The sequence below is a fragment of the Variovorax sp. J31P207 genome (genome assembly GCF_030316965.1).
GTDB lineage: Bacteria > Pseudomonadota > Gammaproteobacteria > Burkholderiales > Burkholderiaceae_C > Variovorax > Variovorax ginsengisoli_B.
The window spans coordinates 648,634-675,233 of record NZ_JASZYN010000004.1 but is presented as its reverse complement, the minus strand read 5'-3'; the positions used below and the strand labels follow the sequence as shown (position 1 = coordinate 675,233).

At 64.4% G+C, this 26,600-nt stretch carries 23 protein-coding genes and 1 pseudogene; 13 read left to right on the top strand and 11 right to left on the bottom strand.

Annotation, left to right across the window (positions count from 1 at the left end; genetic code table 11):
- A partial coding sequence (locus QTI68_RS17835; protein ID WP_286523166.1) for a sulfatase-like hydrolase/transferase occupies positions 1 to 558 on the bottom strand: 558 nt, incomplete at its 3' end.
- A 415-nt stretch (positions 559 to 973) separates the two neighbouring features.
- Here QTI68_RS17835 and QTI68_RS17830 point away from each other — a divergent pair.
- Positions 974 to 1,984: a hypothetical protein gene (locus QTI68_RS17830; RefSeq protein ID WP_503011711.1), complete on the top strand. Its 1,011-nt coding sequence runs from the start codon at positions 974 to 976 to the stop codon at positions 1,982 to 1,984.
- A 541-nt stretch (positions 1,985 to 2,525) separates the two neighbouring features.
- Here the strand turns inward: QTI68_RS17830 and ligD (QTI68_RS40165) are convergent.
- Positions 2,526 to 2,723: a non-homologous end-joining DNA ligase LigD gene (gene ligD / locus QTI68_RS40165; protein ID WP_353506431.1), complete on the bottom strand. Its 198-nt coding sequence runs from the start codon at positions 2,721 to 2,723 to the stop codon at positions 2,526 to 2,528.
- A gap of 34 nt (positions 2,724 to 2,757) precedes the next feature.
- Entirely contained in the window at positions 2,758 to 3,726 is a 969-nt protein-coding gene (locus QTI68_RS17825) for a hypothetical protein (protein ID WP_286523165.1), read from the bottom strand.
- A gap of 147 nt (positions 3,727 to 3,873) precedes the next feature.
- On the opposite strand from QTI68_RS17825, the gene repC (QTI68_RS17820) reads away from it, so the two are divergent.
- Positions 3,874 to 4,797, top strand: coding sequence for a replication protein C, IncQ-type (gene repC, locus QTI68_RS17820; protein ID WP_286523164.1), 924 nt, complete (start codon positions 3,874 to 3,876; stop codon positions 4,795 to 4,797).
- An 825-nt stretch (positions 4,798 to 5,622) separates the two neighbouring features.
- Here repC (QTI68_RS17820) and QTI68_RS17815 read toward each other — a convergent pair.
- From QTI68_RS17815 to QTI68_RS17800, 4 genes are all read right to left on the bottom strand, one after another.
- Positions 5,623 to 8,721, bottom strand: coding sequence for an error-prone DNA polymerase (locus tag QTI68_RS17815; RefSeq protein ID WP_286523162.1), 3,099 nt, complete (start codon positions 8,719 to 8,721; stop codon positions 5,623 to 5,625).
- A 3-nt stretch (positions 8,722 to 8,724) separates the two neighbouring features.
- Positions 8,725 to 10,083 (bottom strand): Y-family DNA polymerase, encoded by a 1,359-nt coding sequence (locus QTI68_RS17810; protein ID WP_286523161.1) that lies wholly within the window; start codon positions 10,081 to 10,083, stop codon positions 8,725 to 8,727.
- Positions 10,028 to 10,870, bottom strand: a complete 843-nt coding sequence (imuA, locus tag QTI68_RS17805; protein ID WP_286523159.1) for a translesion DNA synthesis-associated protein ImuA — start codon at positions 10,868 to 10,870, stop codon at positions 10,028 to 10,030. Before imuA ends, QTI68_RS17810 begins: the two co-directional genes overlap by 56 nt.
- A gap of 255 nt (positions 10,871 to 11,125) precedes the next feature.
- Positions 11,126 to 12,145: an AraC family transcriptional regulator gene (locus QTI68_RS17800; RefSeq protein WP_286523157.1), complete on the bottom strand. Its 1,020-nt coding sequence runs from the start codon at positions 12,143 to 12,145 to the stop codon at positions 11,126 to 11,128.
- Positions 12,146 to 12,291: 146 nt separating this feature from the next.
- Here QTI68_RS17800 and QTI68_RS17795 point away from each other — a divergent pair, with 146 nt between their 5' ends.
- Genes QTI68_RS17795 through QTI68_RS17765 form a run of 7 tightly spaced genes read left to right on the top strand, consistent with a single transcriptional unit; the run spans position 12,292 to position 18,743 of the window.
- Positions 12,292 to 12,672 carry a carboxymuconolactone decarboxylase family protein gene (locus QTI68_RS17795; protein ID WP_286523156.1) on the top strand — a complete coding sequence of 127 codons (381 nt, stop codon included), beginning with the start codon at positions 12,292 to 12,294 and terminating at the stop codon, positions 12,670 to 12,672.
- A 49-nt stretch (positions 12,673 to 12,721) separates the two neighbouring features.
- Positions 12,722 to 13,777, top strand: a complete 1,056-nt coding sequence (locus QTI68_RS17790; RefSeq protein WP_286523154.1) for a beta-keto acid cleavage family enzyme — start codon at positions 12,722 to 12,724, stop codon at positions 13,775 to 13,777.
- Between the two features lie 40 nt (positions 13,778 to 13,817).
- Positions 13,818 to 14,171: a Rieske (2Fe-2S) protein gene (locus tag QTI68_RS17785; protein ID WP_286523152.1), complete on the top strand. Its 354-nt coding sequence runs from the start codon at positions 13,818 to 13,820 to the stop codon at positions 14,169 to 14,171.
- A gap of 53 nt (positions 14,172 to 14,224) precedes the next feature.
- Complete coding sequence (locus QTI68_RS17780) at positions 14,225 to 15,217, top strand: Bug family tripartite tricarboxylate transporter substrate binding protein (RefSeq protein ID WP_286523150.1); 993 nt, start codon at positions 14,225 to 14,227, stop codon at positions 15,215 to 15,217.
- Positions 15,218 to 15,240: 23 nt separating this feature from the next.
- On the top strand, positions 15,241 to 16,869 hold the full coding sequence (locus QTI68_RS17775; RefSeq protein WP_286523149.1) for a 3-(methylthio)propionyl-CoA ligase: 1,629 nt from the start codon (positions 15,241 to 15,243) through the stop codon (positions 16,867 to 16,869).
- Between the two features lie 4 nt (positions 16,870 to 16,873).
- Positions 16,874 to 17,887 carry a YeiH family protein gene (locus QTI68_RS17770; RefSeq protein ID WP_286523147.1) on the top strand — a complete coding sequence of 338 codons (1,014 nt, stop codon included), beginning with the start codon at positions 16,874 to 16,876 and terminating at the stop codon, positions 17,885 to 17,887.
- A gap of 31 nt (positions 17,888 to 17,918) precedes the next feature.
- The gene (locus tag QTI68_RS17765) at positions 17,919 to 18,743 is read left to right on the top strand and encodes an SDR family NAD(P)-dependent oxidoreductase (protein WP_286523145.1); all 825 of its coding nucleotides are present in this window, start codon (positions 17,919 to 17,921) and stop codon (positions 18,741 to 18,743) included.
- Between the two features lie 242 nt (positions 18,744 to 18,985).
- Here the strand turns inward: QTI68_RS17765 and QTI68_RS17760 are convergent, their stop codons facing one another.
- On the bottom strand, positions 18,986 to 19,303 hold the full coding sequence (locus QTI68_RS17760) for a DUF3606 domain-containing protein (protein WP_353506430.1): 318 nt from the start codon (positions 19,301 to 19,303) through the stop codon (positions 18,986 to 18,988).
- Positions 19,304 to 19,462: 159 nt separating this feature from the next.
- Between QTI68_RS17760 and QTI68_RS17755 the strand changes: the two genes are divergently transcribed.
- The gene (locus QTI68_RS17755) at positions 19,463 to 20,257 is read left to right on the top strand and encodes an alpha/beta hydrolase (protein WP_286523142.1); all 795 of its coding nucleotides are present in this window, start codon (positions 19,463 to 19,465) and stop codon (positions 20,255 to 20,257) included.
- Positions 20,258 to 20,617: 360 nt separating this feature from the next.
- On the opposite strand, the gene QTI68_RS17750 is transcribed toward QTI68_RS17755, so the two are convergent.
- The gene (locus QTI68_RS17750) at positions 20,618 to 20,803 is read right to left on the bottom strand and encodes a hypothetical protein (protein WP_286523210.1); all 186 of its coding nucleotides are present in this window, start codon (positions 20,801 to 20,803) and stop codon (positions 20,618 to 20,620) included.
- Here QTI68_RS17750 and QTI68_RS17745 point away from each other — a divergent pair.
- Both QTI68_RS17745 and QTI68_RS17740 read left to right on the top strand, forming a co-directional pair.
- Positions 20,753 to 21,517: an SOS response-associated peptidase gene (locus QTI68_RS17745; protein WP_286523207.1), complete on the top strand. Its 765-nt coding sequence runs from the start codon at positions 20,753 to 20,755 to the stop codon at positions 21,515 to 21,517. The genes QTI68_RS17750 and QTI68_RS17745 overlap by 51 nt on opposite strands.
- Before the next feature lie 9 nt (positions 21,518 to 21,526).
- Positions 21,527 to 21,817: a YciI family protein gene (locus QTI68_RS17740; protein ID WP_286523140.1), complete on the top strand. Its 291-nt coding sequence runs from the start codon at positions 21,527 to 21,529 to the stop codon at positions 21,815 to 21,817.
- A 22-nt stretch (positions 21,818 to 21,839) separates the two neighbouring features.
- On the opposite strand, the pseudogene ligD (QTI68_RS17735) reads toward QTI68_RS17740, so the two are convergent.
- Both ligD (QTI68_RS17735) and QTI68_RS17730 read right to left on the bottom strand, forming a co-directional pair.
- Positions 21,840 to 24,388: pseudogene (ligD, locus tag QTI68_RS17735) on the bottom strand (DNA ligase D).
- A gap of 500 nt (positions 24,389 to 24,888) precedes the next feature.
- Entirely contained in the window at positions 24,889 to 25,065 is a 177-nt protein-coding gene (locus QTI68_RS17730; RefSeq protein ID WP_286523138.1) for a DUF3606 domain-containing protein, read from the bottom strand.
- Between the two features lie 428 nt (positions 25,066 to 25,493).
- Between QTI68_RS17730 and repC (QTI68_RS17725) the strand changes: the two genes are divergently transcribed.
- A complete protein-coding gene (gene repC / locus QTI68_RS17725; protein ID WP_286523205.1) occupies positions 25,494 to 26,384 on the top strand; it encodes a replication protein C, IncQ-type in 891 nt (296 codons plus the stop codon).
- Positions 26,385 to 26,600: the final 216 nt, after the last annotated feature.

The following is a 26,600-nucleotide window of genomic DNA, read 5'->3' as shown; positions in this document are numbered from 1 at the left end:
GGAGAAGCCGTAGGCCTCCATTTCCTGCGTGAAGATCTTGGTCAAGTTGCCGTGCTCGTTGACCGTCTCGAACTCCCTTGTCAGGTGCCACTTGCCCTTGTAAGCCGTGTAGTAGCCGGCATTCCGGAGCAGGTCACCCAGCGTGGGAATCTCGGTGGACATGCTCTCGATCCAGGGGAAGTTCGTGTTGTCGAACATCTTCGTCTGCTGGATGTGCTGCCCGGTATAAATCACCGAGCGGGAGGGCGTGCACACGCACGAGCCGATGCGGTGGTTGACGAACGTCGTGCCTTGCTTCTTCAGCCGCTCATGGGCCGGCAGCCGATAGGCGGCCGGAAGCTCGCCCGGGCGGAAATGGCGCTCTTGGTCGACCAGAATGAACAAGATGTTGTAAGGGCCGCTTGCTGCGCCCGCTGGGGTCCTTCGAGCGGTGGTGGCGGGTTGACCGCCTGCTTTCTCGTGTGCGCCAAGGCCCAGCGCCATGACTCCCAGTCCAGCAGCACCACCCAGGAACTCCCGCCGCGATGCTGCAGAGTCGATCCGCTTGTTGTGATCCATGTCCACTCCTCGTTGAAGCCAACGGGACGCTGGTGCTCCGGATGAATGCAATGGTGCGGAGGGGCGCCTTGACCGAATGGGGAAGCTTATTCCTTAAGACGGCGGAACGCCATTGCACCGAAGGGTGCAGCCCCCAAGGGGGCGCCGCAGCCAGGCAAAGGAAGAAGCAGAGAGTTGAGCGGACGGTGCCCCCCCCCCAACGGCAGCATTCAAGCAGGCCCGTCGTAGCCGGCGCGCCAGCGACCGGCCGGGTAGGGCCCACCCTGCCATACAGCACGTCGCGTCGTAGGTCCGAGTGCGTCGGGAGTTGTCGAAGCGGGCGGACCTAAAGACCCCTACCTGAAAAACGGGTAAAAGGTATCCTCGTACCGTTCATTCGGCCTGCGATCCTTCCTAAAAACGACTCGTTTTCCTCGTGACAGCGTCGAAAATCATCCGAGCCTTGCGGGCTGCGCCCACCCGGGCATTCGTCATTGCAGCGATCTTCACTGTCGGTTCAACCTTCGCCGGGGCGCAGGAGCTGTCGCTCCTTTCGGGCCCCCTTCAAAGCTCCGGCGAAAACTCCTATTCGTGGGAAGGCACCTACCGGGAGGGCCTCGGGCCCCATGCGGCCTGGAGCTTCTCATGGCTCAACGAAGGACACATCCCGGACCATCATCGGGATGGCCAAACGCTGCAGTTGTGGGGGCGCATGCCGCTTCTGCACAACCGGCTGGAGCTCTCCGCGGGCGCAGGCCCGTACTGGTTCTTCGACACGGTCACCGGGGTGGCCTACGGCTCCTATGCGAACGCCCACGGCTGGGGTGCCGTGCTGAGCCTGCGCGCGGCCTACTACTTCGACAACCGCTGGATCGCGCAGATGCAGCTCAACCGCGTGAAGACCAATGGCAGGCCGGACTCGACGGCTGTACTGTTCGGCGTCGGCTATCAGCTGGACGCCCCGGACCGGCCGGGTCCGCGCGACGGTCCCGTTCCTCGAATGTCCGATGTCACCGGCAACGAGCTCACGGTCATGATCGGCGCGTCGATCCTGAACAGCGACAGGTCGGAATCCTCGCCGGCCGAAAGCCTGGAGTACCGGCACGGGCTCGGCCGTTATCTCGACGTGACGGCGTCCCTGTTGCATGAAGGTGGTCAGGTCCAGTCCCGGCGCGATGGCGTCGCGGCCCAGCTCTGGGCGACGAACGCGTTCTTCGATGATCGCTTCACGGTGTCCGCAGGCTTCGGCCCGTATGTCGCCATCACGCAAAAGGACAATCTTCCCGTGGATCGCACGGGCGACGGCCGCGTGTCCGGACTCGTCTCGGTCTCGGCAAGCTACAGATTCGGCACGCGGTGGCTGGCGCGCGTGACCTGGAATCGCTTCGCGACGCGGTACGACCGTGATGCCGACATGGTCCAGGCCGGGATCGGAGTCCGGTTCTAGACATCCATTCACGTCAACCGCTACCAGAATCAAATCTTGCGCCGGAGTTGCGGCACCTATGGCCGCCCCAGTATCCGTTCGCCCCTCACGAACTTCGGCGCCCCCTGACACCTGTGCTTCTCAGGATGGACGCCGGCAGCCACCGCTCGGGTCAGAGCTCTCTCGCGGCCAACGACCGCAATCGAGTCTTGAGCTGCCGCCTGCGCGGCGCCGGCGAAGGACCGATGATGGCCGACACCACCCTTCCAAGGTGGTACCAGGAGGCTGCCGTTCGGCTGGGCCGCAGGCCAGCCCCGGGGAAGGCGGGCGTATCGGCCGATGGCCTCGCCGAGTTCTTCGATAGACGGCATGTTCAAGCAAATGCATCGGCCCCGATCCGAAGCGCCCACCGGAGCAGCAGGACAAACGCATGGTCGTGATCCTGCACTCGCGAGTAGCCCAGTGTTCTCATCGCTTTCGTCAGAGGCGGCTTGGTCTCCCAGTAGTCTCGCCATGGGTCCATCGTCTGGAACGACAAAAAACTCGCGCGCAGTGGTGGTGGTTAAGAACCGCTCCTGAGCTTAGGCAACTCGTCCCACTCGACGGGCATCGACACGCCGAGTCCGGGCCGTGAACGCGCCGAGAAGGCGGCGAACGGGGTCGCACCGTGTCCGTTTCCTCGGTAGTGACGAAGAGTGGGGTCCCGTGCTCGTCGAGCACCACGATCTCGCCGTCGAGCCAGGCGCCTAGCGTGCCTCATTCACGCCGTGCCTTCAAAAAACTGGCACTGATCCTTACTCGTTTTGCTTGTGGCCATCATCGAGCCTTTTCAACGCTACACGTATTTGTGGATCGAGCTCGCCAGTTCGGAGCTTGACCGATGCGGTCCGAATTCGGCCGTTCCACGCGCAAGCATTGAAGAGGGCCCCATGAGTAGAGAACTGAGCGAAGACCGCCAAACGTGCGAGCCGGAAGTCACGGTCGAGAAGGGGACACACCGTCCAGACCGGTACGCGGTTGTACGGAAATGTCGCGAGGCGTTTGAGCGGTTTCGACGCGATGTTCTTGCGCAACGCCTTCCCGGCTCGCAGACCATAGTCGCCAATGCTCTCAGCTACGTTGGTGCGTTCCAGGTCGGCGAGCGTCCGCAACAAGCGATTGAACTTGCCAGTGCGCTGGCGAGTGTCGGCTTGACGGTAGACGCCGCTAGTTGGGGCGACGAAGCGTCGGCGCCGCAGCTCCACTTCCGGGTTGAGCCGAACGTGCTTCGTCATGCCTATCCGGGCCTGTCTTGCAAGTATCTGCATCCATTCGCACTCTCTCTGGCCATCGATGTCGCGCAACATGAGGCACCTCAGCATGACGAGGGTGACCGCCGAAATGGGCGCGCATGCTCGCGGTACGGTGGGGGAATCTCGGATGGGGACGAGTTGCGAGTGCAGGTCGAGGTTCTGAGGATTCGCCTGCACGAGTTCGGTATCACCGTCGATGAGGCGTTGGACGAGTTGATTGAAGGTCTCACGAACTTTGACCAAGAGCGCGTCACGCGGTGCAGTCGCCTCGCGCTGGCCATTGAGCAGCTTGGACTGCGTTTTCACGCTGTAAGGAAGTCGTGGCGGTTGCCGCGCCTTGGGGTGCTCCTCATTGCTCGGCCGGAGGAACTCGAGCGCGCAGTCCCAGAACTGGCCTTCTTGGAGGCCCACCAGTTCGGACACGTAGCCATCGTCGATCGACCCGAGCGGGCGGGAAACGAAGTGCGCCAAGGGCTGCTTTTTTAGTACGCCTCGCGCCCAAGCCAGGACGTGGTCGGCCTTGACCTAGCGCGCTTCAGCTGGCTCTAAAGCCTCGCTCAGTTCGGCCGATAAGCCTGTTGGAAGTGGGTTGAAGTAACTCAGGACATCTAGCATTCAATGGTTGACAAAACATGGTTTAAGAACGACGGCGCCGGCGTCTCCTTGCCCCCCATCGCGAAATTCGATAAAACGGCTGTGCTTGTCCGAGGCCTGTTTCGTAGCCTGGACCCCCACGCCGAGGCGCCGACGGACAGAGTCGAGTTCAGTCGGACATTTGATGAAGGAGACGTGGAAGTCACTCTTTCCTGCCGTGCTTTGCTGGGTGCATCGGACGTTCGCGTGTTGCAGGGCTTGGTTGCGATAGCCACGGATCGCTATCGGACAGTGGCAGCCGACAGACTCTATGGCCGGGCCGATGGGAGCGGTGAAGCGCGGGTACGGGTGAAATGCAGCCTTCGGCGCATCGCCTCGGTGGCAGGGTTGGGATCGCCCGGCGCCGGCCCCACCAACAGCACCATTCGGGCGAGCCTGGAGAGGCTCTGCGACGTAACAGTGACTTGGAGGTTGGAGGGTGGCCCGTCCGGTCAAGCGACAACCGAGCCGTTCATCCGCAATGGTGGTTCTGCCGTCGGGCATGGCGGCGTGAACGTAACCTTTCACTCGCGATTGGAAGCTGCAATCTTGGCAAGTCGCAAGGGCGAGCACTACTTGAAAGTGCGGATGGACGAGGCCCGCGGCCTGGGTGATTGTGCGCGGCTCCTTCATCATCGTCTTGCACACATGAATGAAGGCGAGCGCACTCCGCATGGACGCGACAAGCTCGAAGCGTACCTGTGGGGAGAATCCCCAAGCCGGAGCGCGGATCGCAACAGAGTTAGGCAGCTTGTCGGAGCAATCAAGGAACTTGAGGGCGCCGGCTGGGCGTTCGAGAAAGATGAGGCCTCTTCTATTGTCTACATCACCCGCCCTAGGCCGCTGGCGGTCGTGGCATCGGCGCCGAGCAGAGCAGCGGGACATTCGGGCCAAAGTTCGAAGGTTTAGACGCGCGGAGTTCGAAGCTTTAGACGCGGTAGTTCGTAGCTTTAGATGCGCTAGTTCGAATGTCTGGACTCGGGCTGAGCTACGTCTCACTGCAGGAGGGGGACGGAATCGATGCCTAAACAGTAGTACTGTTCAAGTGTGCAGAGCCTTTGAGAGGCAGCCAGGGAATGGGGTCCCATTCTTAACCCATGGGTATTTGATTCCTCTTTTTTTTAGCCTAGGTTGCTGGCACGGGGTTGCTCTGGTATGGCGGAAGAACCAGGAGAAGCCCGGTCATCGAATCTTCAAACGGTTCTTCCAGCGGCGCCTCCAGCAGAATGCCATCTCAAGGAGCGCCGTCGCCGCGCAATATGCGCTCCATTGTTCACTGACTCACCTTGGAGTCGCATAGCGCGGCCGCGGCCGCGCCTGGTTGGATCAACGGCTTCGAGTCATGCGGCGATGCATCTTCAGTTAGCTTCATCGGCGCTGGGAAAAGAAAAGTCCCACCATGACAACCAGGAGCGGCGGCCAGAAGCCCTCCAGTCTCACCCAGTCGCCGCTATGAATGACTGCAGTAAGGGGGATCAACTTGGCAACGGGAGCGAAGGCGCCGCAGGCGCAGGAGATAACCGCTGCGGCACCTCACGTCAGGGGTTGGTTATTCCTTGGCCGAAATGCACTTTTGGACCGTCGCCCTCGGGAGTGAATGCTACGGCTACGGCTACGGCTACGGCTACGGCTACGGCTACGGCTACGGCTACGGCTAAGGCTGCGGCTACGACTACGACTACGATTACGATTACGGCTACGACTGCGGCTACGAATGCAATGAGCCCCCTGCCTTTAGTGGAAGTCTCGCGAGACCGTCGACAGCCGTCCGAGGAGCGGTGTTAGGTCTTCAAGGTGATGCGCGATCAGGCTTCGAAGCTCGCCTTCGCGCTGCCAAGTTCCGTGCACAGCTAGCAGCCTGGCGTTGAGCAACTCCTGGCGTTGTGTTTCTCGCAAGCTCTTCCATGCGATGACCTGCACCACTCCCGTCTCGTCTTCCAGCGAGACGAAGATGACGCCCTTGGCCGTTTCCGGCTGCTGCCGCAGGGTCACGAGGCCGCAATAGCTGACCTCGTCACCGTTGGGCAGGTCGTGCAGATCGGCCGCCGCCATCAGTCCCCGTTTCGACAACGCCGCTCGTAGCAGGGCCAGCGGATGCCGGCGCAGCGTCAGTCCCGTCGCCGCATAGTCGAACATGATCTCCTCCCCCTCCGGCGCTTGAGGTAGCTCGAGGATGTCTTCGTCGACCGGCGCATCCCGCAGCAGGCGCGGCGTTACACGCAGCGCGGAGGCGTCCCACACCGCATTCCTGCGATGCCCGCTCAAGCTCCTCAGCGCATCTGCGCTGGCCAGCAGCTTCATTTCGTGGAGCTCGAGCGCGGCCCGTCGCGCGAGGTCCTCGGCGTTGTCGAACAAGTTCTCGCTGCGGGCCTCGACGATCCGCTGCGCCGATTCCCACCGAAGCCCCGAGAGCATCCGCAGGCCCAGGCGAACTGATGGCCGGTGCGGCAGGTTCTCGAGCGTGCAGTCGAGGTCGCTGTGCATGACGTCGGCCGGCCGGACCTCGACGCCATGACGCTTGGCGTCCTGCACGAGCTGGCTCGGGCTGTAGAAGCCGAGCGGCTGCGAGTTGAGCATGGCCGCGAGGAACTCAGCTGGGTGGTGGCACTTGATCCAACAGCTGGCGTAGACGAGCAGGGCGAACGAGGCCGCGTGGCTCTCGGGGAATCCATACTCGGAAAACCCTTTGATCTGCTCGAAGATCTGCTCGGCGAACGATTTCTCGTAGCCACGCGCGGTCATCCCGTCCACGATTTTGGCGTAGTAGCGCTCGAGGCCGCCCTTGCGCTTCCACGCCGCCATGGCCCGCCGCAGACCGTCCGCCTCGCCCGGGGTAAATCCCGCCGCGATCATGGCGATCTGCATCACCTGCTCCTGGAACACCGGAACGCCGAGCGTGCGGCCGAGCGCTTCCTTCAGCGCCTCGTTGGGGTAGCTCACAGTCTCCAACCCCTGGCGCCGGCGCAGGTACGGGTGCACCATGCCGCCGACGATCGGCCCCGGCCGTACCAGCGCGACTTCGACCACCAGGTCATAGAAGCACTGCGGCTTCAGTCGCGGCAGCATGCTCATCTGCGCGCGGCTTTCGATCTGGAACACCCCGACTGTGTCCGCGCGCGAAATCATCTCGTAGGTCACCGGGTCCTCCGCCGGGATGTCCTGCATTCCGAAGTCGTAACCCTTGCGCAGGCCGATGAACTCCAACGACTTGCGGATGGCGGTGAGCATGCCCAGCGCCAGGCAGTCCACTTTCAGGAACCCGAGCGCATCGAGGTCGTCCTTGTCCCATTCCAGGACGGTTCGATCGCGCATGCTCGCGTTCTCGATGGGAATCATGCGCGACAACGGCCCCCGCGTGAGGACAAAGCCACCCGTGTGCTGGCTCAGATGGCGGGGAAAGCCGAGGAGCTGACCGGTGAGCAGCATCAGCTGCCGAACCTTCAGATCGTCCAGCGACAGCCCGATCTCGACCAGCCGCTCGGGCATGACAGTCTTCCCGTCGAACCACTTGTGGTCCTTCGCCAACTGCTCCACCACCGCCAGCTCGAAGCCCAAGGCCTTGCCGACGTCGCGGATGGCGCTCTTCGGGCGGTAGCTGATGACGACGCCGGTGATGGCCGCGCGGTCCCGTCCGTAGCGCTGGTAGAGGTACTGGAGGACTTCTTCCCGGCGCTCGTGCTCGAAATCGATGTCGATGTCCGGCGGCTCGTTCCGCTCCTTGGAGATGAACCGCTCGAACAGCACACTCATGCGGGCAGGGTCGACCTCGGTGACGCCCACGCAGTAGCAAACCACGCTGTTGGCGGCGCTGCCGCGGCCCTGGCACAGGATGTGGCGCGAGCGGGCGAACTGGACGATGTCCGCGACGGTCAGGAAGTAGTGTTCATACCGGAGGTCGGCGATGAGCTCGAGCTCGTGCTCGATCTGAAGCTGGACCTTGGCCGGCATGCCCTCGGGCCAGCGCCGACCGGCGCCCTCGTAGGTCAGTCGGCGCAGGTAGGACGATGCCGTCTCGCCCGCCGGCACGACCTCATCGGGATACTGGTAGCGCAGCGCCTCCAGGCTGAACTGGCAGCGCGCGGCGACGTGGAGGGTCTCGGCCAGCAGATCTTCCGGGTACGCTTGGGCCAGCCGAAGGCGCGTTCGCAGGTGCCGCTCCGCGTTGGGCTGCAGGTCCAGGCCGCATTCGGTCAACGGCCGGCCCACGCGTGTGGCCGTCAAGACGTCGTGCAGCGGCTTTCGAGAGCGCACGTGGAACTGCACGTCACCGGTGGCAACCAGGGGAATGGCGGTGTGCGCGCTGACCTGCCGCAACCGATAGAGCCACATCTCGTCATCGATGAACCGCAGCAGGTCCACGCCCAGCCAGCACCGTCCTCTGAAGTTGGCGAGCAGCCAGATCCCGACCGCCTCGAGCTGCTCTGGCGAGGACATCCGTTTCGGGCAGGCGACGACGACGCAGTCCTCGAGCGCGGCGGCGGACAGGTCGTCGAACGGCAGCTCGTACTTTCCCTTTTCGGAACGGCGCCTCAATTTCGTGATGAATTCGCACAGGTTGCCGTAGCCATTCAGGTTGCAGGCGTACACGATGAGCGTGAACGGGTGGTCGCAGTCGACCTGGAACTGGCTGCCGACGAGGAGCTTCAGGCCGTGCTCCTTTGCAGCCACGTGGGCGCGAACGATGCCTGCCAGGCTGCACTCGTCCGTGAGGGCCAGGCCCTGGTACCCGAGCTTGGACGCCCGCTCAACCAGCTCGTCCGGCTGGCTGGCGCCGCGCAGAAACGTGAAGTTCGAGATGCAGCGCAGCTCGACGTAGTCGGGAAGGGCGGCCATGGCTCAGGCAAAGACGCCGTGGAGGAACCACGCGCTTTCCTCATTGGCCAGGCGCGTCTGGAAGATCCAGAGCACGCCGGCGTGCTCGCTCAGGGCGACGAAATAGTCGCGCGAGACATGCCGCGTCCCTGACGACGTCGGGGGCTCCGCGTCGCCTTGCCGATCGCAGGGCCGGTCGCCCACGCGGTCGAACCAGCCGTACTCGATGCGGTGGGGACCCGCCAGCAATTGCAGCGGCCCCTGGTAGAGCGGATAGGACTCCCGGGACGCCAGGCGCAGCGGCTTGGGCAGGATGAAGGTGGGTTGTGGGCAATCCAGGCTGCGTGCCATCTGCCGTGGCCGCTTGTCCGGCGCCGGTTGCCAATGGCACATCCACTCTGGGCGATGGTCTTCGGTTACGACGGGCCGGAGGACTCTCTCGGGGCCCAACCGAGCGGCGATGCGTTCCAGCACCAGCGCGAGCCCTTCGCCGTCGGGCAGTGTCTCCGGCAACAAGGAAAAGCTCGACTCCTCGAGCGGCCGCACGTCGTCCCCGGTCATGGCCAGGTCGCCGACCGGCGCGAGCAGTTCGACCTTGGCGAGGTTTTCGGCCAGGAGCCTGCTCAGGTGCTCGATGTTCCTGGTCGGCTCCGCGGTTCGAACCGTGAGCTCGCCTCCATCGCCGGCCGTCTTGGCCCGCATAGCGTCGTGACACCACTTCAGCGTGAACGCGGTGACGCCGGAGCGCCGGGCGGCCAGCCAGGCGCACAGTTGCAAGAGCAGCCGGCGTGCACCGAACAGCATCGCCGGCGCGAGCTCGATGCGCGACATCAGTTCCAGCTTGGCTTCGAAGCGGTCGGGCAGGGTGGCCCAGGCGTGCGCTTCGGGTTTCAGGCCATAGGCCTGGTCGAGCGCACCCACCAGTTCCTTGTCGAAGCGTCGGCTCAGCCCGCCACGGGGGAGCGCTCGCACCTGACCCAGCGTTTGGCACCCGACACGCGCCAGAATCGCTGCATGCGCTGCGACCGGCGCCAGCACCTCGACGGGCAAGTCGTCGAGGAGCGCCTCGAGCGGTTTGGCGAACCCGTTCGATTGCCCATTGCGGGCGACGGCGACAGCCGCGAGGCTGGTGGGTGCCCAGGCCAACTGCCCCACGCCCAACTCCTGCGTTTCCACCTTCACCCGCTCCACCAGCTTTCGCTTACCCCCGAACAGGCGCACGCTCGCCTCGAGCTCCATCACGACCGCCGAAGACAGCGAAGCCGCGTCGATGACGCTGACGCGCGGTGTGAACTGGAGGCACCAGATCGACAGGCCGCGAATGGCTTCAGTGCGCTGGGAGTCGGTGAGCAGGCGGTCGGGAAGTAGCGCTGCCCAGAGCATGGGGAGTTTCTGCTGCGGTCGGGCGCGGTTTGCGCGCGGCCAGGAGAACGCTCGGCTTGGAAAGCCTAGGCGTGATGAGTGGCGCGAGGCCGCGCGGAATCGAGGGAAGGTGAAGCACGCCGTCATGCACGCCGCCCTTTCGCTTTAACAGGTGAACGCGAAGTTCCCAATCGACGCCCACGCTGACCTGCACCCGCAACGGCGCCGCGGACGGTTCATGCTCCGCGGCCGCCGGGCGGCAGAGGAAGACGGGGCTATCGCAACTCTGTGCGCACACCTGCAACCGGCGGATCTGTTCCTGCCGCGCCTGTGGGAGCCAGGACACTACCAGGCCGGCTGCGTTTGCCTTCACCAGTTGTTCGGTGACCCACAGCCGTTCCGCCGGCGTCCCCGCCTGGATCCAAACCAGCCGGCGCTCGTCGATTCCTTCGTCGCGCAGGCCGGGCAGGTGCGGGGCCTTCGGGGGGCCGACAATGACGATGTCTTCACCCTTCGCGATCACCTCGCGCATGGCCGGCGCCAGGAGCCGCCACTCAAGCACCGTCGGCTGGGGTTGAAGCAACTCGGTGAGGGAACGAGCGGGCCAACCCCCACCGGGGAGTTCCCCGTCCAGGGTGGGATAGCCGGTGGCCACCACCCGGGTGACAGGCGACCCCAACTGATCGCCGCGCCAGATAGCGGACTCGACAGACGCAGGAAGCTCGCCTTGTCGTAGGGCGGGCTTTGAGGGACGGGGCGGCGGGGCCGGCGCATCGTCATCGTCGGCCCAGTCCAGTAGGGCGGCCATGGCGGGCTCCAATGCTGTATGGATATACAGTATGCGTCAAAACAGCCGGGAACTGGCTTGGCCCTTAATCGGAGTCGGGCTTACGGCTGGCGTGACGCTATTGGAGCGGATGCCCGCGCCTGCTCACCGAGCGACCCGCCTGCCTCGCAGCGGTACCAGCCGGCATCGGTACAAGTCGCTTGCGAACCGTGGTTGTCGCAGATGGGCCCACAAGAGCCATCTGCAAAGCGCATTGACGCGACACAAAGCCGACGTTCAGGCATCGGGTCGTTCCGCGCCGACGTTCATGCGGCGTCGCAGTCCAGCAACTTCGCCGAACTGCTGCTTGTACCACCGCGAAAAAGCGCTTGGCGCAGAGAACCCGAGCAATTCGGCAATCTGCGACAGCGGCCGCGTGCCGTCGTCGATGTAGTGCGCGGCCATTTCGCGACGGATGGTATTCACAACCTCCCGGAACGCCGTGCCCTCGCGCACGAGTCGCCGATGCACGGTCTGCCGGTCCACACCCAACTGTTGTGCCACCTGCTCAATCGAGCATTGGCCCGACGGCAGCAGCACGAGCAGGATGTTGCGCACGCTGTCGGCCGCGCTCATGCGCGCCGACGCGGCGGAAGCCTCGAGAACCTGGCGTGCGTAGCGCGCCATGACAGGGTCGGCCATCGGGTTCGGCGCATCCAGGTCGCTCGTCGTGCAGACGATCCCGTTGAAATCCTGTCCGAAGTAGACGCCGTACCCAAAGAGTTGAAAGTGCAGGCCCGGATCGCGCGGCGGCGAGTGCGAAAAGCAGACCTGCAACGGGTTCCACGCCGGGCCGAGGAAGAACTTCAGATTCCGGAACATCACCCCGACAAGCAACTCCGTTGCCTGTCGCGATGAGCCGCCTTGGCCGACGAGAAATTCCTCCCGCATCACGGCGATGCCATTGGCCTCTTCCAGCTCCACGAACAACGATTCGTTGAGCACGTGGCTGTAGCGCATCATCGCCCGCACGACGCGCCGCACCGTCGGCTCCTCGCGCGCCACCAGCGCCACCGCGCCGAGGTTCGAGAGTTGCCGCGTCTCGGCCATGCGCAGGCCGAAGTTGTCCACGCCACTGGCGCTCGCCGATGCCTCCAGGACGTCTCGCACCGCGTGGCTCGGTATGCGCATGTCGGGGTCGTGCAGGCACGCCGGACTCAACCCTGCCGCGGCCAGCTGGGCCAAAGGATCGAGCCCGACCGCACGCGCCACTTCGGGGTAGTTGGTCAGGCTGGCACTGCGAACGAGCTTGGACATGGGGTTAACACGACGTGTCACGTCAGGTTAAGCAGCTGTCACAGCGAGTCAATCGGCATATCCCCTTGCCCGAAACAATTCAGTCTTCCGAATCAGCTGCACACGTGAAGACCACGGGCAGCGACAACCTCAGGAGACACGACCCGATGGACCACGACAACGCACCCACCTCCACGCCGGTTTGCGACCGCCTGCGCAGCAGCGGCAACTGGAACCCCAACTGGGAGCCCTTTGCCGAACTCGACCCCGCCTGGACCGAGAGGTTCATGGCGATGGGCATCACGCCCATGGTCTCGGGCGTGCTCGACGCAAAGACCATTGAGTTCATCTCCATCGCCGTCGACGCCTCGTGCACCCACATGTACGCACCGGGTGTACGCCGCCACATCCGCAAGGCGCTGGAAGTCGGCGCCACGAAGGAAGAAATCACCGCCGTGCTGCAGTGCGTGAGCGTGTTGGGTATCCACACCATGAGCCTCGCCACGCCCATCCTGTTGGACGAACTGGCGTCCGCATCGACACGCTGACCGGCACCTTCAGCGCTCCATTTTTCTAAACCACCAAAGGACAAACACCATGCAATTCCTCGACGACTCCCTCCTCCCCGAAAACCAGCAACCCCTGGTCATCCAGGTCGCGCCCTACGGCCCCCAGTGGGACGCCAGCGACTCCGACGACATCGCAGTGTCGATGGGCGCCCAGGTTCAGAAAGCCGTCGATTGCTGGAACGCCGGCGCCACCGTACTGCACGTGCACGTGCGTGAAGAAGACGGCAAGGGCAGCAAGCGTCTGTCCAAGTTCAACGAAATGCTGGCGCGGCTGCGCGAAGCCGTGCCCAAGATGATCCTGCAGGTGGGCGGCTCGATCTCCTTCGCCCCCGAGGACGACGGCCAAGCAGCCAAGTGGATGAACGACGACACGCGCCACATGCTCACCGAGCTGAACCCGCGCCCCGACCAAGTCACCGTCGCCATCAACACTTCGCAGATGAATATCATGGAGTTGATGACGGAGGCCGACGTGGCGGGCACGTCGCTCGCCAATCCGGCCATGCAGGCCGCGTACCGCGACATGATCGTGCCCTCCAACCCCTCCTGGCACGAGGAGCACATCCGCCGCCTGGTAGCCAATGGCATCCAGCCGCACTTCATGCTCGCCCATCTGAGCCAGCTCGAGACGGTGGAGCGGTTCATTCGGCGCGGCGTGTACATGGGCCCGCTGATCCTGAACTACGTGGCGATCGGCGGCGGTGCGGCCGGCGTCAATCCGGCTGACATGATGGAGTTCGTGCGCCGCACGCCCGACGGCGCGACGCTGACGATCGAGACCCTCAACCGCAACGTCGTCCCGCTCAACACGATGGCCATCGCGATGGGCATGCATGTGCGCGTGGGCATCGAGGACACGCTGTTCGGACCGACCGGCGAGCGCATGACCTCGGTGCAACAGATCGAGGCCATGGTGGCCATCGCGCGGGTTCTCAACCGTGACATCGCCAGCGGCGACGAGGCGCGCAGCATCTACCGCATCGGCGAGACCTACCGCAGCACCGAGGAGACGCTGGCGCGGATCGGATTCGCGCCAAGCCGCGCGCAGGGCCAGCGCGGCGTGCCAATGCGCGTCGCCGCCTGAGAACGATGTCTCCGCGGCGCCGATTCACGAGGACAACAGCATGTCGATCTCCCACGACCCGACTTCCGCGGCACCCCGGTGGACCGATCTGCTTGGAGTGCACGAGCTGAGCGAGCGCGGACGCGGTTTTGCCCGCCGTAACGGGCACGAGATTGCGCTGTTTCTCGTCGAGGACACGGTGCATGCGATCGCGGACAGTTGCCCGCACGCCGGCGCGTCGCTTGCCAGAGGTGCTCTCGCAGGCACCACGATCCAATGCCCCGCACACGGCCTGCGCTTCGACCTTGCAAGCGGCTGTATCCACGGCGCATGCGGCGGGCTTGCGTTGCGCACCTACCCCGTTCGCGTGCATGCCGGCCGCATTGAGGTCGACCTCCGCAACGCAACCAACTGACCCCGCGCTCGGCCCGAGCACACACACACACACACCAATTTCCGGAGACACAGATGCAACAACTCACGAAACCCCTGCGCCGCGCGATGCTCGGCGCCCTTGCGGCCGCGTCCCTGCTGGCCATGGCGCCCACCGCGTTGGCCCAGGGCTGGCCCAGCAAGCCGCTCCGCCTGATCGTCGGCGCGCCCCCGGGGGGCACCTCCGACATCGTCGCGCGCACCTTGGCCGAAGGCCTCGTGCCGCTCCTCGGACAGCCGGTAATCGTCGACAACAAGGCCGGCGCCATGGGCGCCATCGGCCTCCAGGACTTGCTGCAATCGCCGCACGACGGCTATACCTTCATGGTCGGCGTCAATGGCCTGGTCACCGAGATCCCGCATGTCGTCAAGACCCGCCTCGACATGTTCAAGGACGTCAAGCCTTTGGCCCAGCTCACCCAAACCGGCCTGCTGCTCGTCGGCACGCCGTCGTTGCCGGCATCGAACCTGAAGGAAGTCATCGCCTATGTGAAGGCCCACCCCGGCAATGTGAGCTACGCCTCGTACAGCAGCGGCACGATGTCGCACACCATGGGGCAAGAATTAAACAAGCTGGCCGGCCTGGACATGACGCATGTTGGCTACAAGGGCTCGCCACCGGCGCTCCAGGACGTGATGGGTGGCCATGTGGCGCTGATGTTCGACGGCCCGGCGACTTCCGTTCCTCTGATCAAAGCCGGCAAGCTGAAGGCCTTCGCCGTCGGCACACCAAAGCGGCTGGCTGCACTGCCCGACGTGCCGACCTTCGCGGAACTCGGCTATCCGAAGATCGGCGACATCGCATGGATGGGCCTGTGGACCACGCCCGACGTGCCGGCCGATGTGCAAGCAAAGGTCCGCGAGGCCACGCTGAAGGTGCTCCAACAGCCGAAGGTTATCGAGCGCTTCAGGGAACAGGGTCAGGACATCGGCCAGCCGCTTACGCCCGACGAGCTGTCGAAGTCGCTGCGCGCGGCGTCCGACAGGCACGCCGCCAACCTGAAGGCCATCGGCTTCCAGCCTGAATGACTACGAATCAAGGAGCACCCATCATGAACGGACAGATGATGCAGCAACCGCTGCTGATCTCCACCCTGTTAACGCACGCTGAACGCCACCACGGCGAACAGGAAATCGTGTCCCGTCGCGTCGAGGGCGATATTCATCGCACCACTTACCGCGCACTGGCCTCCCGCGCGCGCCGCGTGGCCAACGCACTGGCACAGCGCGGCATCAAGTTCGGAGACCGCGTCGCCACGTTGGCGTGGAACGGGTACCGCCACATGGAGCTGTACTACGGTGTCTCCGGCTCGGGCGCAGTGCTGCACACGCTCAATCCCCGCCTGCACCCCGACCAGGTGGTGTGGATCGCCGATCATGCCGAAGACCAGGTGCTGTTCTTCGACCTGACCTTCCTGCCGATCGTCGAATCGATCGCTTCGCGTGTGACGACGATCAAGGCCTTCGTCGCGATGACCGACCGCGCCCGCATGCCCGCCTCGACAAAGATACCCGGCCTCCTGTGCTACGAGGAACTGCTGGCCGATGCGAGCGATCGTTTCGAGTGGCCGAACTTCGACGAGAACAGCGCCAGTTCGCTGTGTTACACCTCGGGCACCACCGGCAACCCGAAGGGCGTGCTGTACAGCCATCGCTCGACTTTGCTACACACCTACGCCGCCGCGCTGCCCGATGCGCTGAACTGCTCGGCGCGCGACTCCATCTTGCCCGTCGTGCCGATGTTCCACGTCAACGCCTGGGGCCTGCCTTATGTCGGTTGCGCGGTCGGCGCCAAGCTCGTCTACCCGGGCCCGTACCTGGACGGTAGGAGCCTGTACGAACTGTTCGAGACCGAGGGCGTCACGATGTCGGCCGGCGTTCCCACCGTCTGGCAGGGCCTGCTGGCGCACGTCGAGTCCCACGACCTGGCGTTCAGCACCATGCGCCGCACCGTGATCGGCGGCTCGGCTTGTCCGCCGGCCATGATGCGCGCCTTCCAGGAACGTCATGATGTGCAGGTGCTGCACGCCTGGGGCATGACCGAGGTGAGCCCGCTGGGCACCGTCTGCACGCTCAAACCGGCGCACCTGGCGCTGGGCAGTGAAGAACGGCTCGCCGTCCAGTCCAAGCAAGGTCGCGCCGTGTTTGGCGTGGACCTCAAAATCGTCGATGCCGACGGCGACGAGCTGCCCTGGGACGGCAAGACCTCGGGCGAGCTGCTGGTGCGCGGCCCCTGGATCGTCGCGAGCTACTTCAAGGGTGCCGGCGGCAACCCGCTGGTGGACGGCTGGTTCCCGACCGGTGACGTCGCCGTCATCGACGCCTATGGCTTCATGCAGATCACCGACCGCGCCAAGGACGTCATCAAGTCCGGCGGCGAGTGGATCGGCTCGATCGACCTGGAGAACATCGCGATGGCACACCCTGCAGTGGGCATGGCCGCCTGCATTTCCGCGTTCCATCCCAAGTGGGACGAGCGCCCGCTGCTGGTGGTGGTGAAGAAGCCGGGTGTCGAGGTGACGCGCGAGGAACTGCTGGCCTTCTACGACGGCAAGATCGCGAAGTGGTGGACGCCCGACGACGTGGTCTTCAGTGAGACGATCCCGCTCGGCGCGACCGGCAAGATGCTCAAGCACCGCCTGCGCGAGCAGTTCAAGGACCACAAGCTGCCGACGGCCTGATGCCATGACCACCGCACTCACGATCGGCGCGGTTCCAGGGCACGTGCGCTTGCTGTTTCCCGGCGTGCTGGCCTGTGGCGTCGTCGCTGCGGCCTCCACCTTCCTGTCGCAGCACTACGGCGCGCCCGTGATGCTGTTCGCGCTGCTGCTGGGCATTGCGATGAATTTCCTCTCCAGCGAGGGCGCCTGCAGGCCGGGCATCGAGTTCGCCGGTCGGACGCTGCTGCGCATTGGCGTCGCGCTGCTCGGGTTGCGCATCACCGTCGGCCAAGTCGCCGAACTCGGCTGGCAACCGGTGGCGCTCGTCGTTGCGTCCGTGGTGCTGACGATCGTGGTGTCGATGCTGGCGGCGCGGCTCCTGGGATTCCAGACCCTGTTTGGCCTTCTCAGCGGCGGAGCGACCGCGATCTGCGGCGCTTCCGCAGCGATGGCGCTGGCCGCTGCGTTGCCGAACCATCCGCTGAAAGAGCGCGCGACGCTGTTCACTGTCGTCGGCGTGTCGGCGATGTCGACGCTGGCGATGATCGTCTACCCGATGATCGCGCAGGCCATGGAGCTGGACCCGCGTGCCGCCGGGGTGTTCCTCGGCGCGACGATCCACGACGTCGCCCAGGTGGTCGGCGCCGGCTACAGCATGTCGCAACAGACGGGCGACGTGGCCACCCTGGTCAAGTTGCTGCGCGTGGCCATGCTGTTGCCGGTGATCGTCTTTGCGGTCGTGCTGTCGCGCCGCCAGGCCGGTGGAACGGATGGCCCGCGCCCGCCACTGCTTCCGGGCTTCGTCATCGGCTTCGCGCTCCTGGTGGCTGTCAACAGCACGGGCTGGCTGCCAGCAGTCGTCGCCAGGGGCGGCAGCGATTTCTCGCGCTGGTGCCTGTTGGCGGCCATTGCGGGCATCGGCATGAAGACGCAGTTGAAGGACCTGGTCACCGTCGGGCTCAAGCCGGTGATGCTAATGGTTGGCGAGACTGTCTTCCTGGTCGTGCTGGCGCTGGCATTGATGCATTGGCTGGCCTGAGTCCGACACACTCAAGCTCGAGGAATTGAACATGAAGCTGAAAAGCAAGGTTGCACTGATCACGGGCGGCGCCCAGGGCTTGGGCAAGGCCATTGCGCTTGCCATGGCCAGGGAAGGCGCTGACATCGTCATTGCTGACATCAACGCCAACACGCTGCCTGGCGCCCAAGCCGAGATCCAGGCGACGGGCGCTCGCCTCCTGGGCGTGCAGTGCGATGTCTCGTCGGTCGGAAGCGTCGCCAGTCTCTTCAAAGAGATCGTATCGACCTTCGGCACACTCGACATCCTCGTGAACAACGCCGCACTGGTCCAGTCAGGCGAGCGCAACGAGCGGATGCGCTCGAAGTTTTACCGGATGATGACGACGCCCGTGGCCAAGGAATCGCTGGGCGTGACCAAGGATTTCACCGACGAGGAGTGGCACAGGTATTGGGGCGTCAACGTGCATGGCGTCTTCTATTGCACCCGCGAGGCGTTGCGCATCATGGAGCCGAAGAGGTCCGGCAAGATCATCAACGTCGCCTCGATTGCCGGCACCGGCGGATTCAGCGCCTTCCACCCGGCCTACTGCGCGACCAAGGGCGCGGTGCTTGCGTTCACGCGATCCGTCGCGATCGAAGTCGCCGGGGCCAACATCTTCGTCAATGCCATCGCTGCCGGCGGCGTCCTGACCCCGCCGATGGAGCATTTCCTGGCGACCTTATCCGAGGAAGCCCGGGCTGGCGTGCATCAACTGATCCCGCTCGGGCGCCTTGGCAGGCCGGAGGAGTATGCATCGCTGGCCGTCTATCTCGCGTCCGACGAGCACTATCTGGTCGGGCAGACGATCAGCCCGAACGGCGGAATGATCGTTTGACGGAATGCAGTAGCGAAGTGGGCCGATTCAGAAATTTCTTCGCAGTCACCCGCTGCCTTGGGGTCGGCGGAAAGTAGCGCGCCCGAAAGCCGACCCTTTCGTACTTCGGCTTGTGGCCGGACGCAGCTGTTGGGGCCCGAGCTTCATGCCGGCTCCGACATCATGGCAAGTTCTTCCCAGAACGGTCTGCGCTTGGCATGCGGCAATCAAACTAGGAAACCCCAGCTTCGACGGCGCGCTGTCTAAGCATGCCGATCTGGGCAGAGATGGTGTGCCACTGTGTCGCGTGGCCTTGCGGGCACACACAAAGAACCTGCAGCCGCGGTGGCCTCGCTGGCAGAACGGCCTCGAGAATTCAGAGCCATGTGGGCCGCACCCCGCCTGGAGGCTGCGGCCCCTCCAGAGCAACAGACCGGCGCGCCAAGTCCCCCTAAGGGTTTCGCGTGAGGAACGCGCACTTTCGCCGCGGAGTTGCCCACGGCCTTCACGGCTGCCCTTAACTGAGGCTCGGAGCAACCAAGGCTTTGCGACCGACTTCGCACCTCGTGGCGCTTGTCCAACCAGACGAGTTTGCAGTGGCGGACGTCTTGTGTGCGAGAACGTACGGGAGTCAAATCCGTTCAATGAGACCTCAGTTCGAAATGCCCGGAGACCTGCTGCGGCTTCTAAACGACGGCGCCGCGTCGTTGATCAAAGAAGTGGTTCGCAGGAGATTGTGGATGCGCCGCACGATCGAGGTGTGCACAGCGGGCTTCCTAATTTCGCTCGGTGTTTCACAAGTCCAAGCGCAGACCGCACAGCAGGTGGTCGACATTCCAACGCGGCCCGGGGTGACACAGCGGATGCTCGTTCTGTCGCCACCGACGGCGAAGGCGGCCGCGATCCTGTTTGCGGGCGGGCATGGGGGGCTGCAGATATTCCCCAACGGTTCGCTCAAGTGGGGAGCGGGAAACTTCCTTGTCCGCACGCGGCAGTTGTTTGCAGACCAAGGGCTCATGGTCGTCATCGTGGATGCGCCGTCCGACCGCCAGAATCCGCCCTTCCTCGCCGGTTTTCGTCAGAAGCCCGAACATGCAGCGGACATCAAGGCGGTCGTCGCCTGGGTGCGCGAGCACTCCAGGGCGCCGGTCTGGCTTGTGGGCACCAGCCGCGGTACGCAGTCCGCCGCATATGTCGCGACCGAACTTTCCGGCCCCGACGGGCCGGACGGCATTGTCCTGACCTCGACTATCCTCACAGACGACAACGGCAGGCCTGTTCCGGCCATGCCGCTGGAGAAAATCCGCATCCCTGTTCTCGTCGTTCATCACGAGCTGGATGGCTGCGCGTACTGCGCCTTTGCCAACGTGCCTGCACTTATGGCGAAGCTCGCAAACTCGCCACGCAAAGAGTTGCTGGCGTTCAGGGGTGGGGAGAGCAAGGGCGACCCATGCGAGGCCATGGCATATCACGGCTTCAACGGGGTCGATCGCGACGTGGTGCAGCAGGTCTCCGGCTGGATTCTTGGCAAATAGTCCCACACTTCCCGTTCAATGCCTGCGGCGCGCTCTCGGCAGCACGAAAGTCCCCCATGCCGGCCCATCGAGCGCGGCATCGGCTCAAAAGCGCATCTCCTCCATCATCGACTCCGGCAAAGGAAACGGCGTCTTGGACGCCGGGTTGTAACCCGACTCTACTGGGCCACGCAAGCTCGCAACCCGCTGTCCGATGCGAACTGGAAGGTCGTGGCGATCTTCCGCTGTTGGCCGAACTGAGTCTTTGGTCGCCGTCGGGCAAAACGTGGCTTCTGCTGCGTAGCTGCCTCGCGACGGGGACTGGTGGAAGGTCGGGTAGGGCATACCGGTAGGGTCACCTCTGATTCCGGATGTCGTCGCTTAAAAGCCCCGTCTGAATCTCATATTGCGGCTCGCCGCCGCAGGATCGCTGTCGCATCTTTTGCCGCGAACTTTGATCATGGCCAGTCGGCAGAGCAAGCCCGCCCACAGGTCGGATTCCAGCAAAATGCGCGGATGTGCAGCCACTACCAAGCCGAGAAACGCCGCAAGCAGATCGAGAAGCACTTCGGCATCCAACTGCCGCCGAGTTGGGAGCCGCCACCAGGCGGCCTGCATATCTACCCGACGCAGATGGCGCCCTTCATCCGGCGGCCGCCCGAGCGCGAATCGGGTGACGAGGCGGTACCTGATTTCGAGGTGGTCGAGGGGCACTTCGGGTTGTTGCCCGGTTTCGCCAAGGATGCCAAGTTCGGCCTGAAGACGTACAACGCGCGAAGCGAGACGGTCCGCGAGTTGGCGAGCTTCAAGAATGCCTGGGCCAAACCGAGGCACTGCATCGTCCCTTGCGAGGCGATCTATGAGCCGGACTGGCGTACGGGCAAGTTCATCCCGACACGATTCACCGCGGCCAACGATGAGACGCTGGGGGTGGCCGGGCTGTGGTCACCCTGGAAGAACCCGGAAACCGCCGAGTGGAAGCTGAGCTTCACCATGCTCACGATCAACGCCGAGGCGCACCCGCTGTTCAAGCTGATGCACAGGCCTGACCTGAAGCGCCCGCCGGAAAAGCAGGACAAGCGCATGGTCGCGATCCTGCCGGAAGCGTGGTACGGCGAGTGGCTCGATGCGCCCCCGGAGCGCTCGATGGATTTCCTGATGCAGTTCCCTGCCGAGCGACTTGCGATGGTGGCCGAGGCGCCGCCGCCGCAGGAGCCCAAAGCGCCCAAGGTGAAGACGACGCCCAGTGAGTCGGGGCCGCTCGAGCCACCGCTTTTCTGAGCAGGCCCCATGTTCATCATCAGCCTGACCTACATCCGTCCCCTGGAGGAGATTGATGCGCTGATGGCGAAGCACGTCGTCTGGTTGAAGAAGCACTACAAGAGCGGACTCTTCATCGCGTCGGGGCGCCAAGTGCCGCGCAGGGGCGGCGTGATCCTCGCCCGGTCTGGCGACCGCAGCGCGCTCGAAGCCATCTTGGTGCAGGATCCGTTCATCAAGAGCGGCTGCGCCCGCGCCGAGGTCGTCGAGTTCTCGCCCAGCATGACTGCGCCAGGTGCGGAGGTGTTGAAGGAGCTTTAGGCCGGACCGGGATGGGGTGCCACTACTTAGCCGGCACGAATCCGATCATCTTCATCGCAGCAGCCAGCGGCTGGCGAGCCGTCCAGTAGTCGGCCCATGGGTCCGTCGTCTGAAACGACAGGTGCTCGCGCGCCGTCGCGACGGTCCACTGCGCACCGCTCTTCAGCTTGGGCAGGTCGTCCCAGGCCACCGGCATCGACACGCCGAGCCCCGGGCGTGCCCGGGCGGAAAAGGCCACCGCGGTGGTGGCGCCGTGCCCGTTGCGCAGAAAGTCGACAAACAGCTTGCCCACCCGATTCGAGGGTCCGCTCTTCGCCACAAAGCGCGCCGGGATGGTACGCGCGAGATGCTGGACCACCGCCTGGTGACCGCCTCATAACCGAAGCGCGGCGCAATCGGCACCACGACGTGCAGGCCCTTGCCGCCACTGGTCTTCAGCCAGGCCTGCAGCCCCAACTCCGACAGCAGCGAGCGCACCAGGATCGCTGCCTCCTGGACGTGCTGCCAGGACGTGCCTTCGCCGGGGTCGAGGTCGAAGATCATCCGATCCGGCTTGTCGATGTTCTTCGCCGTGGAGTTCCAGGTGTGGAATTCGATGACGTTCATCTGTGCCGCCGATGCAAGGGCGTGCGCGGTTCCGACCTCGAGCAGCGCGCCATGACCCGGCCACAGTCCGGGGTCCAGTTCCTTGATGCCGGGGATGCTGATCTTCTCGTCGTGCTTCTGGAAGAAGAGCTCGCCCGTCACGCCGGTCGGACCGCGTACCAGCGAGCACGGCCGGTTCTTGAGGTGGGGCAGGATCCAGTCGGCCACCGACTCGTAGTAGCGCACCAGGTCGAGCTTGGTGAGGCCCGAGGCGGGGTCGATCAGGCGCTCGGCGTTGCTCACCTTGATGCCCCCGGGGGCCGTCTTGCCTGCCGTCTTCACGGGGCCGGCATCCGCGAGCGTCCTGGCCATCTCGCGCACGATCGCGCTGGCCGGCTTGTCGGTGCGCAGCGCAACATAGGATGCATGCCGGATCTGCCCGTCCGGCGTCCATTCGGCGAAGGCCACCTCGGCGACCATGCGCGGCGCGACCCAGCGCTCGCTGCCTGGGCTGCGCTTGGACCACCGGCCGGGCTTGCCTGCGCCGGCAGGGAAGGGCGGCGTGGCGACCTCGATCTTGGCGAGCTTGCGCTTCAGCGCCGCGGCCTCGTCCGAGTCCCACCCGGTACCGACGCTCCCCACCGACACCAGCGCGCCATCCGGCGCATGCACGCCGAGCAGCAGGCTGCCGATCTGGGGCGAACCGTCGGACCGATCGGTGTAGCCGGCGACCACGAACTCCTGTCGCTGCTGGCACTTCAGCTTGAGCCAGGTTTCCGTGCGGCGCGAGGCGTAGGGCGCATCGGCGCGCTTGGCGATCACGCCTTCGAGGTTCATGCGGCAGGCCGAACTCAACACCGACGCCGCATCGGCTTCGAAGGCGGCGCTGAAGCGGACATGGTCGGTCGCCTTCTCGTCGAGCAGCGCCTTGAGCAATTGCCGGCGCGACACCAGCGGGGCTTCACGCAGGTCGTGGCCTTCGAAATAGGGCACATCGAACACGAAGTAGACGATCTGGGCATTGCCCGCGCCGCGGTCGAAGGCTTTCTGCAATGCGTTGAAGCTGGGAAGGCCCTTCTCGTCGAGCACCACGATCTCGCCGTCCAGCCAGCTCGACTTGAGCCCGAGGCTTTCCAGTTCGCGCACCAGGCCGGGCATCTTGGCCGACCAGTCGTGGCCGCCGCGCGTCACGAGCGTCGCCTCGCCGTTGTCGATGCGGGTCATGATCCGGTAGCCGTCGAACTTGATCTCGTAGAGCCACTGGCCGGCCGCCGGCACGCCGGTCGCCAGGGTCGCAAGCTGCGGGCTGATCTTGGCGGGGAGGGGGGCCTTCACTGCGCCTGGCACGCTGTCGTCGGCGGGGCGGGCTCGCTTGGCGCCGCGCGCCACCGCGACCTTAAGCTGCACCGGCGCCGCGCGCAGCGGCTTGGCGATCACGCTGTCGGGAAGGGCCGAGACGACGTCGAAGTCGGCCTTCGGCCGCGCGAAGGCGTCGCGCTTCTTGAACAGGATCCAGGGCTCCTGCTTTTCGCCGCCCTTGGCGATCTTGACGAGCTCCCACAGGCCGGCCAGCTTCTGGCCGTGGAGATTGAAGAGGAGCTTTCCCTTCAGAAGGCCTTCCCGCGGATCGCCCATGGGCTCCCAGGTGCCGTTGTCCCAGACAATAACCGTGCCGGCGCCGTACTGTTTGGGCGGAATGGTGCCCTCAAACGACCCATAGGACAGCGGGTGATCCTCGACATGGATCGCCATGCGCTTGTCGGCCGGGTCGAAGCTGGGGCCCTTCGGCACGGCCCAGGACAGCAGGACCCCGTCCAGCTCCAGGCGGAAGTCGTAGTGCAGCCGGCTCGCCGCGTGCTTTTGGATGACGAAGGAAAGCGCCTTGCCCTTGCGCGGCGCGTGTTCGCCTCGGGGTTCGGAGGTGATGGCAAAGTCGCGCTTCGACCAGTATTTTTCGAGCGGATCCAAACGGGTTTCACGGGCCATGTCGAAATCTACGAGGCACGCCTGGACATGTCGATCTGCTTTTTTGCAGGCTGCTCTCGTTTTGCCGGCTTACGAGGCCCGAAGGGGGAGAGCAGCGGCACCGGTCCCGGTCCCGGTCCTGCAGGTTGCTCGGTGATGGTTGCCATCGGTTCGGAGAGAGCCAAGCACGCGCGCTCAAATTCTGCGACCGCATCGAGGTATTCGCGCCGGGCGGCCTTTGAGCTCACGGGCCCGACCCTCTGGTGCGGCAGTAGGCGAATAGCCGGCGCCATCCGTTGAAAAGCGCCACGACAATCACGATGACCTCTTCGCCCGCACTGGCGTTTTCTTCGCCGCGATCTTGGCGGCTGGCTTCCCTTTGGCGGTCACTTTCGCGCGCGAGGCAGATCCGTCCGCTGCAGTTCCACCGGCCGGCTTGGCGGCTGGTTTCAAGGATGCGATCAGTCGCGCCTTGTCGTCCTCGAATGCCTGTGGGAGGCGGGGCATCGCGGCCTCCGGCGCTACTTGTTCTTGAGGTGCTCGCGTACCGCCTCGGCACTGTTGCCAACGGCACGCACAGCTTCCTCGAGCTCCTCAGCGGTGCAACCCAGCGATCGGGTCCAGCTTTGGATCTCCTGCGGCTCGGACAAGGAAATCAACTTGCGGTCGAGGCCTGTTTTCTTGGGATCGTCTGCCATCTTGAAGTCCTGTCGGGTCTGAATGCCATGTCGGTCGGGGCATCAAGTGTTCTTCCGCTCCCGAGAAACATACGTCAGAAACTGCCGCAAAGCGGTGCCCGCTAACTTCCGTTGCGCCCACCTGGGGGGGGCGCATGGCCGTGATACCCAGCCCTTGGTAGCAGCCGGCGCCGGTCGTTCAATGAGCACACCGTTCTGGTGCTCGCTCGCTGCCGCAGGCAACTCCCGCGGCATTGAGTTGCAGATGCAGGGTTTTCGCGTCATGTTGCGGCGCCGCCGGAGCGACTCTCGCCATCACCCGCCGCACCTGGTGGCAGGAGCATTCGCAAGGAACGCGTTGCGCGTCTGCGATTTGCAGCCGTTGCTAGCGGGACTTCAAGTTGTGGCTCCCGCTGCCGATATCTAGGAGTTCCGCCCATCTGCTCGAAATGCTAAAGCTTAGCTCCCAACTGCCGTATCTCGCTCGCTTCGATCGCGCAACGGTCCTCGCGACTGCCTTGTTTTTCATCAAGCGGAAAGCCAAGACGGCCGACGGCTTGTCGGAGACCTCTACGCCGCTCAGTGCGGCGTTCAAGTACGAGAAGCTAGGGCGGACAGTGCGTTACCACGGTCCAGTCCAGCTGGGGGTCAATGATCTGCGGTCGTTACAGGGGCTGCTGGCCATCGCGACCGCAGCAGCCGTCGGTCGCCAAGGAACTGGTGGTGCGATTGTGAATACCGTCGAAGGCGCCTGGGAGGAGCTGGTACGCGCGTGCGGCGTTCAGTCGAAGACGGCGACGGACATCGCGACTCGCAAAAAAGCTACTGGCGGAAAAAGAACCAAGCTCCTTCAGCTGTCAGTGCAACGGTTGTGCAGTGTCCGCGTGCAATCTAGTGACCGGCCCGGCGAAGAGAGCCTGGTTTCCTTTTCGAAGGACTACGATGTCAAGGATGGCTTCAAGGTGAGTTTTTGTTCCGAATTGCTCAATGCCCTTGGTGCTGGGGCGAGGGGGACGCACTACCTCAAGATCGACATGGAGGAGGCGCGGCAACTGAAAAGCGAAGCGGCCCGCCTATTGCACTTTCGCCTGGCAAACGTGAACGAAGGCTCATACCGTGAGTTCACTTCCGTCGAACTCGAATCCATGATTTGGGGGGCGGAGCCTCCGCGTACGGAGGCGATCCGTAAGCATAGGCGGCGCCTTTTCAACCAGGCCATCAAGGAGATCAGAACCCTTCCTGGGTGGAGCTTTGACTCCGTGCCGACCTATCGGGGATCGTGGGAGTGGAGGGTGAAGCGCCGCAAGTCTCGGTTCGAGGGAGCGGTTGGGAAGGTGTGAGATCGAGTCTTGGAGTGTCTCAGGAGATGACCACCAGGACGCGAGCTGGGCTCGCGCGGGGCGCTCAAGTCGGGCGGCGGTTCCTCGCACGGGCGGCGGGAAGAACCGCGTCGCAGGACGCTCTTCCATAGAGGGGAAAGTTCGATGGTTTCTAGTAATTAGCGCGGGCCGGCTTGGGCAAATGCCGCACAGAAAAGAGGGAGATTTCTATCTTGA

Coding starts and splice junctions, on each gene's coding strand:
- ligD (WP_353506431.1), bottom strand. CDS start 2,723: ATGAGGCACGCTAGGCGCCTGGCTCGACGGCGAGATCGTGGTGCTCGA.
- repC (WP_286523164.1), top strand. CDS start 3,874: ATGGTTGACAAAACATGGTTTAAGAACGACGGCGCCGGCGTCTCCTTG.
- QTI68_RS17815 (WP_286523162.1), bottom strand. CDS start 8,721: ATGGCCGCCCTTCCCGACTACGTCGAGCTGCGCTGCATCTCGAACTTC.
- QTI68_RS17810 (WP_286523161.1), bottom strand. CDS start 10,083: ATGCTCTGGGCAGCGCTACTTCCCGACCGCCTGCTCACCGACTCCCAG.
- imuA (WP_286523159.1), bottom strand. CDS start 10,870: ATGGCCGCCCTACTGGACTGGGCCGACGATGACGATGCGCCGGCCCCG.
- QTI68_RS17800 (WP_286523157.1), bottom strand. CDS start 12,145: ATGTCCAAGCTCGTTCGCAGTGCCAGCCTGACCAACTACCCCGAAGTG.
- QTI68_RS17795 (WP_286523156.1), top strand. CDS start 12,292: ATGGACCACGACAACGCACCCACCTCCACGCCGGTTTGCGACCGCCTG.
- QTI68_RS17790 (WP_286523154.1), top strand. CDS start 12,722: ATGCAATTCCTCGACGACTCCCTCCTCCCCGAAAACCAGCAACCCCTG.
- QTI68_RS17785 (WP_286523152.1), top strand. CDS start 13,818: ATGTCGATCTCCCACGACCCGACTTCCGCGGCACCCCGGTGGACCGAT.
- QTI68_RS17780 (WP_286523150.1), top strand. CDS start 14,225: ATGCAACAACTCACGAAACCCCTGCGCCGCGCGATGCTCGGCGCCCTT.
- QTI68_RS17775 (WP_286523149.1), top strand. CDS start 15,241: ATGAACGGACAGATGATGCAGCAACCGCTGCTGATCTCCACCCTGTTA.
- QTI68_RS17770 (WP_286523147.1), top strand. CDS start 16,874: ATGACCACCGCACTCACGATCGGCGCGGTTCCAGGGCACGTGCGCTTG.
- QTI68_RS17765 (WP_286523145.1), top strand. CDS start 17,919: ATGAAGCTGAAAAGCAAGGTTGCACTGATCACGGGCGGCGCCCAGGGC.
- QTI68_RS17755 (WP_286523142.1), top strand. CDS start 19,463: ATGCGCCGCACGATCGAGGTGTGCACAGCGGGCTTCCTAATTTCGCTC.
- QTI68_RS17745 (WP_286523207.1), top strand. CDS start 20,753: ATGTGCAGCCACTACCAAGCCGAGAAACGCCGCAAGCAGATCGAGAAG.
- QTI68_RS17740 (WP_286523140.1), top strand. CDS start 21,527: ATGTTCATCATCAGCCTGACCTACATCCGTCCCCTGGAGGAGATTGAT.
- QTI68_RS17730 (WP_286523138.1), bottom strand. CDS start 25,065: ATGGCAGACGATCCCAAGAAAACAGGCCTCGACCGCAAGTTGATTTCC.
- repC (WP_286523205.1), top strand. CDS start 25,494: ATGCTAAAGCTTAGCTCCCAACTGCCGTATCTCGCTCGCTTCGATCGC.